General features: G+C 65.2%; 9 protein-coding genes and 1 pseudogene. 4 read left to right on the top strand and 6 right to left on the bottom strand.

What is annotated here, in order from left to right; translation table 11 throughout:
• Positions 1-215: 215 nt before the first annotated feature.
• Positions 216-755: pseudogene (locus ACSNOA_RS08830) on the top strand (transposase family protein); the annotation flags it as partial.
• A gap of 48 nt (positions 756-803) precedes the next feature.
• Here the strand turns inward: ACSNOA_RS08830 and ACSNOA_RS08825 are convergent.
• Positions 804-1,145, bottom strand: coding sequence for a hypothetical protein (locus ACSNOA_RS08825; protein WP_436657459.1), 342 nt, complete (start codon positions 1,143-1,145; stop codon positions 804-806).
• 51 nt (positions 1,146-1,196) lie between these two features.
• Between ACSNOA_RS08825 and ACSNOA_RS08820 the strand changes: the two genes are divergently transcribed.
• On the top strand, positions 1,197-1,331 hold the full coding sequence (locus ACSNOA_RS08820; protein WP_275896027.1) for a hypothetical protein: 135 nt from the start codon (positions 1,197-1,199) through the stop codon (positions 1,329-1,331).
• 6 nt (positions 1,332-1,337) lie between these two features.
• On the opposite strand, the gene ACSNOA_RS08815 is transcribed toward ACSNOA_RS08820, so the two are convergent.
• Positions 1,338-2,120, bottom strand: coding sequence for a transposase family protein (locus ACSNOA_RS08815; RefSeq protein ID WP_436657457.1), 783 nt, complete (start codon positions 2,118-2,120; stop codon positions 1,338-1,340).
• A gap of 154 nt (positions 2,121-2,274) precedes the next feature.
• Between ACSNOA_RS08815 and ACSNOA_RS08810 the strand changes: the two genes are divergently transcribed.
• Together ACSNOA_RS08810 and ACSNOA_RS08805 are read left to right on the top strand one after the other, a co-directional pair.
• Complete coding sequence (locus ACSNOA_RS08810; RefSeq protein ID WP_436657456.1) at positions 2,275-4,974, top strand: zinc-ribbon domain-containing protein; 2,700 nt, start codon at positions 2,275-2,277, stop codon at positions 4,972-4,974.
• Between the two features lie 490 nt (positions 4,975-5,464).
• Positions 5,465-6,316 (top strand): abortive infection family protein, encoded by an 852-nt coding sequence (locus ACSNOA_RS08805; protein ID WP_436657455.1) that lies wholly within the window; start codon positions 5,465-5,467, stop codon positions 6,314-6,316.
• A gap of 129 nt (positions 6,317-6,445) precedes the next feature.
• On the opposite strand, the gene ACSNOA_RS08800 is transcribed toward ACSNOA_RS08805, so the two are convergent.
• From ACSNOA_RS08800 to ACSNOA_RS08785, 4 genes are read right to left on the bottom strand one after another with little or no spacing between them, the layout of a single operon-like run.
• On the bottom strand, positions 6,446-9,373 hold the full coding sequence (locus tag ACSNOA_RS08800; RefSeq protein WP_436657454.1) for a type I restriction endonuclease subunit R: 2,928 nt from the start codon (positions 9,371-9,373) through the stop codon (positions 6,446-6,448).
• Positions 9,370-10,527: a restriction endonuclease subunit S gene (locus ACSNOA_RS08795; protein WP_436657453.1), complete on the bottom strand. Its 1,158-nt coding sequence runs from the start codon at positions 10,525-10,527 to the stop codon at positions 9,370-9,372. Before ACSNOA_RS08795 ends, ACSNOA_RS08800 begins: the two co-directional genes overlap by 4 nt.
• Positions 10,524-12,017, bottom strand: coding sequence for an N-6 DNA methylase (locus ACSNOA_RS08790; protein WP_436657452.1), 1,494 nt, complete (start codon positions 12,015-12,017; stop codon positions 10,524-10,526). Before ACSNOA_RS08790 ends, ACSNOA_RS08795 begins: the two co-directional genes overlap by 4 nt.
• Entirely contained in the window at positions 12,014-13,582 is a 1,569-nt protein-coding gene (locus tag ACSNOA_RS08785) for an N-6 DNA methylase (RefSeq protein WP_436657451.1), read from the bottom strand. Before ACSNOA_RS08785 ends, ACSNOA_RS08790 begins: the two co-directional genes overlap by 4 nt.
• Positions 13,583-13,726: the final 144 nt, after the last annotated feature.

Genomic DNA, 13,726 nt, shown 5'->3' with positions numbered 1-13,726 from the left:
GGTCGGGCACCCTGCCGTCGATCCGGCCATCGACTGTCCCGGTTTGCCAGACGCCTCTACTAAACCCGGGGCGGCAGAATGAGCCTTTTCCAACCTGATCTTGCAGGTCGGTGGGGGCCGGTGATCGTTGGGGGTGAGGCTCCAGACAGGGCAACAAATCGACCAAACCCGATGCCACGACCGGGAGCCTCGCCACGCTGTCTTACCCGTCCACGATGTCGCTGTTTAGCCGGACCCTGAACCACCTTGCCAACCGCATCCGCGGCTGCCGCCAGCAGCTGAAATCCCGGTGAAGGCGACTGACTCCGGGCCACCAGGCACTCCTCGCCCTGGCCCTCCTGCGCAACGCCGACACGTACTCCCGCCTCGCCGCCGGTTTCGAGGTCGGGACCGCGACCGCCTGGCGCTAGTGCAGGAGGGCGGTCATGCTGCTCAGCGCGGGCCGCCGACGACCTGGACACCGCGATGCGGCGCATCCGGCGCCTCGCCCATGCGATCCTGGACGGCACGCTGATCCCGATCGACCGCGTCGCGGACCAGAGGCCTTACTACTCCGGGAAGCACAGACGTCACGGTGGGAACGTGCAGGTCATCGCGGACGCGGTTGGGCGCCTTGCCTGGGCGTCGGCCGCGCTGCCCGGCGCCGTCCACGACCTGACCGCAGCCCGCACCCACCGATCATCGACACGCTAACCAGCGCGAACGTCATGACCTCGGCCGACAAGGGCTATCAGGGCGCCGGTGGCGCCGTCAGGAAGAGCCCACGGAGCGCCGCCCGTGGGTGCTCGCCGGCGTAGAGGGCCCTATAGAGCGATGAGTTGCGAGCCGATGCCGAGACTCCCGAGGTCGTCCATCAATCGCCAGTACACGTCAGACTCGTAGAAGCCCTCAGCGTCACTGTTTCCCTCGGCGGGATCGATCTTGTACAACTCGGGGACATCATAGGCGATGGTGTATCCCGCCTCAGAGTTGTTCCACTCGACGCGGACAACCATGTCCGCAGTGCCGATGTCGTAGTTGTCGTTCCCGTGGTTCTTGACGATGTATTCGAACTGATACGTGAAGGTGTAGCTGTCGTCTTTCTTGAGCGACCGCAGATAGTCCTGCTCGTCTACGAAGCCATGGTTATCGGACTCACTCCACATGGCAGCAGCATACGACCACCCAGGCCCGGCGAGGCCTGCGGGCACTGGTCGGTGGAGGCCAACGGCACGGTGATCGAGCAGGCGCAGATCCTGACGACCTATAACCTGGCCGCCCTCGTTCATGCGGTCGGCGTCGCTTCCACGGGCGGCTGGCCCGAACGGTGCGACGCACGGTCGCGACAGTGAGCAATTTCATCCGGCGTGACGCTTGGCTTCGACGCGGTGAAGGACGAGGGTGGCCTGCACGATCGCGGTGGCGCGGCGGGGGCAGCAGCGCAGTTTGGTCAGGATCTTCCAGCCCTTGAGGGTGGCGTTGGCGCGTTCGCCGATGGCGCGGATCCGGGCGTGGGCACGGTTCACGGCCTTCTGCCCTCGTGACAGCCGCTGCCGGTATCGGTGGCGTTTGAACGGTGTCCGGATGCTGCCGCCCGCGCCTTGGTACGCCTTGTCGGCGAAGGTCATCACGTTGTCCCTACTCAGCGCTTGGATCAGGTCGTGCGTGCGGGCAGCGGTCAGGTCGTGGACGGAGCCGGGGAGCGCGGGCGAGGCCCAGACGAGCCGACCGGCCGGGTCGGCGATGACCTGCACGTTCATGCCATGACGGCGGTGTCTGCCGGAGTAGTAGGGCCTCTGGTCCGCGACGCGGTCGATCGGGATGAGGGTGCCGTCGAGGACGACATAGGCCAGGCGGCGGATCCTGCGCATGGCGGCGGACAGGTCGTCGGCGGCTGCGGCGAGGAGGTCGACGGCCTCGCGGACGTACCGCCAGGCGGTCGCCACGCCGATCTCGAACCCGCCGGCCAGCCGGGTGTAGGTGTCACCGTTGCGCAGGTGGGCCAGGGCGACCAGCGCCTGACGGCCGGGCCCGAGCCGTCGCCAGCGGGATCGGTGCTGGTGACGGTGCCTGCGGATGAGGCCGGCGAGGTGGTTCAGGGTCCGGGTGGACAGCGGAATCGCGGCAGGGTAAGACAGCATGGCGAGGCTCCCGTTACGGCATCGGATCTTAGTCGACTGCTGCCTTACCAGGAGCCTCGTCCTTTGTAGACACCGGACCTCACCCGCCACCCGTGACCTGCACCATCACGATGAAAATGGCTCAATGTCGTGCCCTGCGGATAGTTTATTGGGCATGGAAGCCACAGGGGTGGGCGAAGCTGTCTTCGCGACCGTTGGTAGCCCGGCCCGGAACATGCGCTTCGAGCGTGGAACTCTGCTACGTGACGCCTACCCGCACCTGGTGACGCTGCTCCACCCGACCCGCAACCCCGGCCTGGACCTCAACACGCTGACGGCGGGTAACGGCAGAAAATTGTGGTGGAAGTGCCACGAGGGCGACGACCACGAATGGCAGGCCGTCGTCTCGAACGTGACCCGCCCTAACAGCCGGTGTCCGTTCTGCGTAAATCAGCGCGTGTCGGTCACGAACTCCCTCGCGACCCGCTACCCAGACATCGCCGCCGAGTGGCACCCTAACGCGAACGGTACACTCACACCGGCCACCGTCGTTTTCGGCAGCAATAAGCGAGCCTGGTGGTTGTGCGCCGCCGATTCGCGCCATCAGTGGGAAACCGCGATCTTCTCCCGTACCGTCGACGGCACCCGATGCCCGTACTGCACCAACAAACGCGCATCGCCGACCAACTCGCTCGCCGCCCTCTACCCGCAAGTCGCCACACAGTGGCATCCCACGAGGAACGAGTCGCTTACACCCGACGACGTGCCTGCCGGCAGCGCCACGACCGCTTGGTGGATATGTGGTGCGGGGCCCGACCATGAATGGTCGGCGAAAGTTGTCCAACGTACAACTGCCGGCTCCGGATGCCCCTGCTGCGTAAACCAGAAAGTGTCCGTTACCAACTCACTCGCCATGCTCTTTCCGGATATCGCCGAGCAGTTGGACAATTACCTCAACGACGGCCTCACTGCGGACCAAGTGATCGCCGGCAGCAACAAGTATCGATGGTGGCGCTGCCCGGTCGGACCCGATCATATCTGGAAGACCTCGCCGAAAAGTCGGACTACGGACGGGACCGGCTGTCCGGCATGCTCAGGCAATCAAGTGTCCGTGACGAACTCCCTAGCCAACCTGTTCCCAGCGGTCGCTGCCGAATGGCATCCCAAGAAGAACGGCGACCGACGGCCGGAAGGCGTGACCGCGTACAGCAATAAGCCTGCCTGGTGGCAATGCCAGGAAGAACCGGGCCACAACTGGGAGGTCGCTCCAAACAACCGCACCAGCGGGGGAACCGGCTGCCCGTACTGTGTCAACAAACGCGCCTCGCCGACAAACAACCTCGCCTTCTTGCACCCAAAGATCGCCGCCCAGTTCGACTCCGCTCTCAATGGAGGGCTCACCGCTGACCAGGTCGTGGCCGGCAGCAGCTTCCGCGCCGTGTGGCGGTGCGTGAAAGGTCCCGATCATGTATGGACCCTCGCTGTCTCCGCTCGAACAACCCGGGACGCCGGCTGCCCCGCTTGTAGCGGCCGACAGCTGTCGGTTACAAATTCACTCGCTGCCACCTTCCCCGACGTTGCGGCCCAGTGGCATCCGACGCGCAACGGGACCTCGACGCCCGAGCAGGTCATCGGAACCAGCTCCACGGTCCGCGCCTGGTGGTCCTGCCATCGAGGGCCCGACCACGTCTGGGCAACGCAAATCCACCAGCGGACCGTCGTCGGAACCGGATGCCCCTGCTGCCGCGGCCTCCAGCTGTCGGCGACGAACTCCCTCGCCGCCCGGTTTCCGGACATCGCCTCGCAGTGGCACCCAATCCGTAACGGCACCCTCACTCCGGATAAGGTCGTCGCCGGCAGCCGCACTCTGGTCTGGTGGAAGTGTGATCAGGGCCCAGACCACGAATGGCCAGCCACCATCGACAAGCGAACCGGCGCGGAAGCGACAGGCTGCCCCGCCTGTTCCGGCCGACAGGTGTCGGTGACGAACTCCCTCGCCACACTGTTTCCCACCGTTGCCCAACAGCTTGACAGCGTCCTCAACGAGGGATTGACCCCGGACCGGGTCATGGCCTCCAGCGAGCGGAAACTCGTGTGGCGCTGCGCGGCGGGCCCCGACCACGTGTGGCCGGCGACCGTCTCCAGCAGAACGTATGCCGGCAACGGCTGCCCATGCTGCGCCGGCAAACGGCTGTCCGTGACGAACTGCCTCGCTACGCGCTTCCCGGAGATCGCCGCCGAGATGGACCCTGCCCTCAACGACGGCATGACCGCCGACCAGGTCCTCGCCGGCACCCAGAAACGGCTCACCTGGCGCTGTCGAAACAACCCCGACCATACGTGGCTCACTGCGGTATCGAACCGAACCTCCGGGGACACCAACTGTCCGACTTGCGCCGTTACGGGCTACAGCCCGGCCAAGCCGGGCTACATGTACCTGCTGCGCCGTACGTTTGACGGCCGTGAACAACGCAAGATCGGCATCACCAACGTCCCAAAGGACCGCCTGGCGAAGCTGCGCCGATACGGGTGGCAACCACTCGAGGTATCCGCAGCGCTGGACGGCGAACTCGCCCGCGAACGAGAGCAGATGTTTCTAGCCGTTCTGGTCAGCTTGGGCCTACGCAAAGGCCGCAAGCTCGCCTACCCCATGCGCGAAGATGGCTATACCGAAGCATGGGACTACCATCATTTGCCAATCGACTCGCTCGATGCAGCTCTGGCGGCGAGCTGCAGAATGCCAGCGGCGGTCCTGCCCAACGAGTGCACAATCATTGAGGGCGAGGAGATCCTCCCCGCCGCCGTCGACAGCGTCGCGTCAGCAGTGCGGCCGCTCGGGTCAAAGACATCAACGTCATCCAACGCCAGTACCTGAACAAGAAGCGGATGCGCCATACGGTCGATGCCGGCTTGCTGGTAACGGAATGCCACGATGGCCGCCCGTTCCTGTTGGTCTCGCTGACTCCGCTGGCCGGCTCGCGGGCGGTTTGAGGGCTCGGACTTGCCTCCGCCATCTGTACGACGCTGTGCACGTTCAGCTGCACCTGGCTGTGCACATTGACCCTACGCCGACAGGAAGACTCGGGCGAGGAGTTCCCGCTCTGCATGGCGACATCGGTGAGTAGGCCAAGGTACGCCCCAGGCTGCGACAGGCTGTGGGATGGATTGCACGCGCTGGCCCAGATTCCTCCGGTGGCCGAGAATGACCAGGTGCCCTGGACGACCTCTCCCTGCCTGCGCAACCGCACGGCCTCGACGCCGGGTCATGGGCAGCGATCACCTCGCACGCCGACCGTTTACGCCAGGCGCTGCGCGGCGATGACCGCCCCTTGGTCCTCGGCTGCACTAAGGAGCTGGTCGAGTCCGTGGCCCGCGTTGTGCTGAGTGCGCGCGGTAGGCCAGTCGGCGACGCGGCGGATTTCAGTCCGACCCTGACTGCCGCCCACTCCGAACTTGTACAACAACAGGGCCCAGGACTGAGTCAGACCGCGCTTGGTGTGGCCTCGGATGCGAAGAAGATGGCGAACCGTCTCCGGGAACTGCGCAACGACTACGGCACGGGCCACGGTCGGGCACACGTGCCTGTTGTCGAGGACGAGGTAATTCTGCTCGCGCTCGACGGCGCGCTGGTCTGGGTGCGCTGGGCATTGCGGCGTCTGGAACATGTGCTGGCTGGCGCTCTGGTACCGCTGCTGAACGACCTGCAGCACGACGTGTTCCGCACCGGCGAGCTTGCTCGACGGCTCCTCCAGGCCAACGTGCCCGCGCTCGTCGACGATGACCAGCGCCGGCTAGGTGTCGCAGTTGGGCAACGGGCATCCCGGGGAACCTTCCTTGCGCGCGAAGAGGGCCTGGTGGCGCCGGTGCGGGACGAGAACGATGCCCGGTGGCCACTCGCCTATCGCGAGGGCGCCGTCGAGGGCACCTTTCTCAATGCCGCAGGCCAACTCCAGGTTGACGATGGCCTGACGGTGATCCGCCCAGCAGCCCAACTCGCAGCGTCAATGCCCGACGCCGCCGAGTTCCTCCGGAGACTCCGCGCCAAGCTGGCAGCAGCGAGTTGGTCGCCGTCGTTCGCCCAGGCATGGCCGCAGATTCGCGACGTGATGCAGCGAAACCTTACCGAATTCACCGACCTGGCTCCTCGTGAGGGGTGGGCCGACCTCATCGGTGATCTACAGGTTGTGGGTGCGGCACTTGAGGCCGACGCCCGGTAGCACCCACTCCCGCCAGCGCAACAACCGGGGAGCCTGCCGCTCCGTACGTTCGGACGCCGACGTGCCGGAGCCCGGGTAATGTTGATCTCGCGGGCGCAAAACGCTACTAACTAAGATACCGAAAGATCTTTAGTAGTATTCACGGATGTAGCCGAGGGCGCGCTCGTACACCTCGTTGTCGCGGATCTTGAACTTGGTCCAGAGCGTCTTGCGGAGGGATTGCTGGACTAGTCGGTCGCCCTCGCGGGTGTCCTGCCAGCCCGTGAACCGCACCGCCCGAACGACCTCGTCGACCTCCTTGACCACCTTCTCGGCAATGATCGGGGTTCCGTTGCCCTTGAGGGACTGGAACAGCTCGGTGAGCGCCGCCTTACCTTGGTCTTCGCGGGGGACCTCGGCGGCAGCCTTCTCAGCGGCCACGGTGTCCCTGGCGAGGGCGAACAGTTCCTTGAGGAAGTCCAGGCTGGCCTGCTGGGAGTGGGCGTACTTCTCCCGCAATGCCGTCAGCCGCTTGCCGAGTTCGACGAAGACCGGGTTGCCGATGTGCTTCGCGATGCGGGCGGTGATCCACTTCTCGACCTCGACCGGGTCGACGTCCTTCCGCCGGCCCGTCATGAGGTCTTCGATCACCTGGGCGTCGAGGACGATCGTGTCGAGGTCGGTGCGTGGCACCTCGACGGTGAGGTGTTCGTTGATGAGTTCCAGCGTCTTGGCGCCGAGGGTGTGCCACACGAGGCGGCCGGCGATGTCTGACGGCCGCACCGACTCGTACACGTCGGTCAGCCACCGGTAGTCGGCCGCGTAGGTGGAGAGGATTGGGTCCGGGCTGAGGGTTTCCCAGAGTTGGGCGACGACGCTGTAAGCTGCGCCGAAGTGGTCGCGGGCTTCGTCGCTGCTGATCGCCGTCTGCGCGGCGATGAGCCCCTGATAGCCACCCACGGTCCGGTCGACGCCGGGAAAGAAGGCCAGCGCGGCCTCGATGGCCGGGCGGAGTTGGTTCCGCAACACGGCGATGTTGCTGATCACCTGCTGGACGCTCTTCTCGTCGAAGGCGAACGCCTTGGCGACGTCGTCGAAGATGCCTAGGTAGTCGACGATCAGCCCGTGCGTCTTGCTCGGCGGGTAGACGCGGTTGGTGCGAGTGATCGCTTGGAGCAGGTTGTGCTCCTTGAGCGGCTTGTCGAGATACTGCGCATAGAGGATTGGCGCGTCGAACCCGGTGAGCAGCTTCGCCGTCACGATGATGATCTTCAGCGGGTCGGCCGGGTCGTTGAACCGGGCGGTGATGCGCTCCAACTCGTCCCGGTCGGGGGTGTACTCCTTCCACTCCTCGGGGTCACGAGCGGTGCGGCTCATGACGACCGTGGAGGCGTCGGGACCGAGGATCTCGTCGAGCTCCGCCTTGTAGGCGACACAGGTCGCCTTGTCGTAGACAACCACCTGCGCCTTGAACCCCTGCGGCTCGACCTTAGCCCGGAAGTGCTCGGCAATGTCCTCGGCGATCCTGCGGACCCGCCCGGGAGACTTGATCAGCGCCTCCAGTGAGGCGGCCCGCTTCGAAAGCGTGGACTTGTCGGCCTCGGTGAGCCGGTGCTGCTCGGCCAACTCCGCGAACGCGGCGTCTATCGCGGCCTCATCGAGGTGGATCTCCGACAGCCGCGGCTCGAAGTGCAGCGGCAGCGTCGCCCCGTCCCGGATCGAATCCTGGAACGAGTACCGCGACAGATAGCCACCCTCATCCTTTGTGGACCCGAACCACATGAATGTATTGCGGTCCCGCCGGTTGATCGGGGTGCCGGTCAGGCCGAAGAGGAAGGCGTTCGGCAGGGCCTCGCGCATCTTGCGCCCGTAGTCACCCTCCTGGGAACGGTGGGCCTCGTCGACCATGACGATGATGTTGTCGCGGGCGTCCAGCACCCCCGGCGCCTCGCCGAACTTGTGCACGGTGGTGATGATGACCTTGCGCGCGCCGGCGCTGAGAAGACCCTGAAGTTCCTTGCGGCTGTCGGTCGAGACAAGATTCGGCACGTCCGAAGCGTTGAACGTGCCGGTGATCTGGGTGTCCAGGTCGATCCGGTCGACCACGATGATCACCGTGGGGTTCGTCAACCCCGCCGTGGCACGCAGCTTCTCTGCGGTGAACACCATAAGCAGCGACTTGCCCGAACCCTGGAAGTGCCAGATCAGACCCTGCTTGATCCGCCCGTGCAGCACCCGTTCGACGATGAGGTTCGTCGCCTGGAACTGCTGGAACCGAGCGATGATCTTTATCTTGCGGTGCTTCTTGTCGGTGGCGAACACCGTGAAGAACCGCAGGAAGTCCAGCACCGCTGCCGGCGACAGCACGCCCTCGACGGCCTCGCGCACCGCTGCCAGGCCGGTCCGCGCCGGGGCGTCGTCGGTCTCTTCCCGCCACGGGCCCCATAGGCCGATCGTCATACCGACCGAGCCGTACCGAAAGTCCTTGCCTTCGGTGGCGAAGCTGAACACGTTGGGTACGAAGAACGCCGGTACGTTGACCTCGTAATCCTCGTTAATCTGCGCCGCCGCATCGATCCAGGAGTAGGCAGGACGGACCGGAGACTTCGCCTCGCCGACGACCAGCGGGAAACCGTTGCACCACAGCACTAGGTCAAAGCGGCGCTCGACCCGCCCGACCCGATACGTCACCTCCGTGGAGATCATCCACTGGTTGGCGCTCGGCTCGGGATTGTCGAAGTCGATGAGCCGGATGGTGACGTGCTCTCCGGCCGGGCCGAACGGCATCGACTTCTGCCCGGTCAGCCACGCGGCGAACTGCTCGTTCGCCACCACGGGGTTCGGCGTACGCCGAGCGGATAGAACCATCGCCCGCAGGTGAAAGATCACCTCGTCCGCCAGCCGGGGATCGGCCTCGATGACTGGGTTCAACCGCTGCAGGGCCTCCTTGACCTGCCCCTCCAGCAGCACCTCATCCTCCCGGCGCGGTAACTGTTTGCCGGGCACGAATTGGATTTCAGGCGACGCGACAAGGTCCCGTACGAGATCTCTAACCGCGTTGGCCTCATTAAAAGTCACTGTGCCCCTCCGAAGATCTCGGCGATAAGCGCTGCACGTGCAGCGCTTATCGACTGGAGCTCTCTAGAAACATGATCCCCGACGCGATCAAGCGCTTTGACGCGCCGAACGAGTGTCCGCTGATCACTCACAGGAAGTCTAGGGAATGGTTCGCTGACGACCAAAGCCTTCGAGAGATTCTTCTGCGCCGCCCCCGCGCCCTTGTTTCGCAGATCCTCCTGGCGCGCCCGGAGCCAGTAGTACAGGAAATCGGGGTCACACTTCGACTGGTCGGGGACCAAAGCCAGCACCGCTTGATTCGTTGCCATCGGCACAGCAGTCCGTCCCACTTGGCCGCGGGTCTTCCCGTCGCCGTACATGGCAACCACCACAGCGCCCGCAGGGGCAACCCACGCCGCCGAATTTGCTAGAGCCTCCTCAGTGATGGTCTCTTCGGTAAGAGTTATGGCATCACCGACAACTTCACCAGACTTAAGCCAAGGGATGTCGCCGCCATAGAAGGCCTTTTTTGACCTCAACGGCGTGGCACCACTCCTCGCAACAGCAATGACATCTGCGACTGTCTGCTCGCCCCCACCAACTGCCGCCATTAAGGATTCCTGGGCTTCCACCACCACCGGAACAACATCCTCTAGTTTCTTGCGGTGGCGTTCTACGGCCCAAAGAAGGCTGGCGAGGCGCTGCTGCTCGTGAAGGGGCGGCAGGTCCAGTTCGTACCGTTGCATTGGCCCCCAAAGCAAACGGGGGTTCATGGAGCCTGTCGCTTCGGCGGTAGCATACTCAACGAAAGCCTCTGAAGAGAGCACGAACGGCAGGAAGTCCTGAAGTAAGCCGTTTTCCGGAACTGCGTTCAGAACGTAGGTCTTGTCAGCGACGACACCGGAGAAGTCAGGCACCCCAACCTTCCGCAGGTAAGGCCGCGCCGATACGAAGAGAACTTGTCCCGGCTTGAAGACGTACCGGAAGGTGGAACCCATCTGACCGTCGCCCACCTGGCCCCAGCGTTCGATCGTCACGCCTTCGCTGTCGACATGCCCGCCAGCGACGTAACGCTCCACACCACTACTCACCGGGTCGACCTGCGTCCGCGAGCGACGGATCACCTCGCCCAGCCGTACCCGTTTCCAGGTGCTCTTGTCGAGGTTGAGGCTCACCGGGCCACCTCCTGCCGCAGGAGCGTCAACACATTTTCGATGACGGCGTCGGCCGCTGCTGCGGCGTCGCGCCAGGTGGCGACCTTGACCTCGACATGGTCGCTTGCGGTTGCTCCCCGCCCACTGCGCGGCGGTTTGACGTAGAGCGGAATGGCGAGGTTGTAATTGTTGTCAGCGATCTGCTCGAGGGTCGCGACGGCCGCGAAGCCTTCTTCTTCATCGAACCTTTGGTAGGAATCGAGGATTCGCTGCTGATGCCGGTCGCTCAGGAAGGACTGCGCCTGCACTCGTGCGAACTCGCGCACGGCGTTGACGAACAGGATCTTGCCGCGGCGCTCAGCGGCCTTGCGGGATCGGAGGACGAGAACGACTGCCTCCATCGCCGAGTTGTAGAACAGGCCCGGCGCCAGGCCGATCACCGCTTCGACGAGATCCGATCGAACCATCGCCTGACGGACCGCTGTCTCCGACACTCGGGTCAGGACGCCGTGTGGCAGCAGAATCGCTGCCCGGCCCGATTCCGGATCGAGGCTCTTGGCGATGTGTTGCAGGAACGCATAGTCGGCGGCATTCTGCGGCGGGACTCCCCACATGTTGCGGCCGTAGGGGTCCTTGGTGAATGCGCTTCGGTTCCACGCCTTGATGGAGTACGGCGGGTTGGCGAGCACCACGTCGAAGGTACGCAGCCGGGCACCTTCGAGGAAGGCAGGCTTGGTGAGCGTGTCGCCGTGCGCGATGTGGCCGTCGGCGATGCCGTGCAGGAACAGGTTCATCCGGGCGATGGAAGACGTTCCGTAGTTGAGTTCCTGCCCGTACAGGCGCAGGTTGCGCCACTCCTTGCCCTGGCGGCGCAGCTCGGCGGCGGTGGAGATGAGCATCCCCCCGGTGCCGCAGGTCGGGTCGTAGACCGACTCCCCTGGTTCGGGCTTGAGCATCATCGTCATCAGGTGGACGAGGGTGCGGTTGGTGTAAAACTCCTGGGCGGTGTGGCCGGAGTCGTCGGCGAACTTCTTGATCAGATACTCGTACCCCTGACCGAGTTCGTCCTCGGGCAGGTTCGCCACCGAAAGCGTCTTGGCGGAGAAGTGCTCGATGAGTTCCTTGAGCGTCCGGTCGGGCAGCAGGTTCTTGTTGCCCCAGTCGCCGTCACCGAACACGCCGGTCAGGGTGTCCGGGTTGGCCGACTCGATCGCCCGCATGGCGGCCAGCACCGCCGCACCGACATCGCTGCTGGTCCCGCGGACGTCCTGCCAGTGGGCGCCGTCGGGGATGGCGAAGCGGTGATTCTCCGGCAGGTCGGCCAGCTCGTCGTCACCGTAGATCTTTAGCGCCGCGGCGTGTTCCTCGTCGTACACGTCGGAAAGCCGCTTCAGGAACACCAGCGGGAAGATGTATTGCTTGTAGTCGCCGGCGTCGATGAGGCCACGCAGTACGACGGCCGCGCCCCACAGATAGGCCTCCAGTTCGCGCTGGGTGACACGGGTGCTCACGCCGTCACCTCCCTCGGGCTGAGGCCCCACTTGGCCAGTTCAGCCTCCACCGCGGCGCGGGTTTCGCGGGCGGCGGCGTGGGCCGCTTCAAGGTCGTTCAGAGCCTGCTCCAGCGTGCGCTGTTCGCCGTCGTCGGGGGGAACGACGTACAGCGGGATGTTGAGGTTGAAACCGTGGGCCTTGATGTCGTCGAGTGTGGCGACCGCGGCCAGGCCGGGTGCGTCGTCGAACGCCTGGTAGGTCCGCAGCAGGGTGTCGGCGTGTTCGGGTTCGAGGGTGTTCTGGTTACGGCCGCGCTTGAACAGCGTCTCGCCGTTGACGAACAGCACCCTGCCCTTGCGGTCGTCGGCCTTGTGTCGGCGCAGGATCAGCACGCACGCGGCCAGGCCGGTGCCGTAGAAGAGGTTGGGCGCGAGGCCGATCACGGCCTCGATCAGGTCCGCGTTCAAGATGAACTCGCGGATGCGCCCCTCGGCGCCCTGGCGGAACAGCGCACCCTGCGGCAGCACGACGGCGACCCGGCCGGTCCCGGGTGCCGCAGAGGTGACCATGTGCTGGACCCAGGCCCAGTCGGCGTACCCCTTGGGTGGAACGCCCCCGAGCCGGTTACGGCCCCACGGGTCGGAGGCCCACGCCTCCTCGCCCCAGTTCTTCAGCGAGAACGGCGGGTTGGCGATGACGCAGTCGAACTGGGGCAGACGGGTACGGCCGAAGAGCGCCGGCGAGCGCAGAGTGTCGGCGTGGGCGATCTTGAAGTCCTCGAACCCGTGCAGGAGCAGGTTCATCTTGGCGATGCCGGAGGTGGCGAGCACCTTTTCCTGGCCATAGAGCTTGCGTCCGAGGGTCTCCGGCCGGCCGCCCTGCGCCTTCACGTGCTCGATGACCTCGATGAGCATGCCGCCCGTGCCGCACGCCGGGTCGTAGACCGTCTCGCCCTCCTGCGGATCGAGGATGTCGACGAGCAGTTTGACCACCGGGCGCGGGGTGTAGTACTCGCCGGCCTTCTTGTTGGACTGGTCCGCGAACCGCTTGATGAGATATTCGTACGCCTGACCGAACACGTCCGGCGCGACGACCGCGTTACTCAACGTCTTGGTCGAGAAATGCTCGATGAGATCGCGCAGCTTGGCGTCGGGCAGCTTGTCCTTGTTCGTCCAGGCGGCGTTGCCGAAGATGCCGTACAGCACAGCCGGGTTGGCCTGCTCGATCGCGCGGAAGGCGGTCACCAGGGCCTGCCCGACGTTCTCGGTGCGGGCGCGCACGTCCTCCCACAGACAGTCGGAGGGGATGCCGAAGCGGTGGTTCTCGGCGAACGACGCGTACTCGTGGTCGCCGTCCGACTCCGCCAGCGCCCGCTCGTACTCCTCGGTGTAGACGTCGCTGATCCGCTTGAAGAACATCAGCGGGAAGATGTACGCCTTGAAGTCCGCTTGGTCAATGCTTCCGCGCAGCAGATCAGCGGCTCGAGCCAGATACTGCTCCAGCTCCGACAGGCTCAGCGGAATGGCGAGTGTGTCATGGGTCGCCGCGGGGACCCGCGCGTATCGTTCGGTCACGTCGGGCACCATTCCACGGCCATGTGTGTTGCTGTCTCCTCGGGCGTTGCCGGCATGCCGCCATGCCGGTCTCCTACCGTAGCCGCGACGGCCGACAGCGAGGAATCCCCCGGGCCGGCGGCAAGAGCGAGCCGCTGGTCGGGCGGTCAGCCC

Origin of the sequence: Micromonospora sp. URMC 103 (assembly GCF_051386435.1) — a bacterium.
Lineage (GTDB): Bacteria > Actinomycetota > Actinomycetes > Mycobacteriales > Micromonosporaceae > Micromonospora.
The sequence above is the reverse complement of the archived record's forward strand: the minus strand, read 5'-3'. Positions and strand labels throughout refer to the sequence as shown.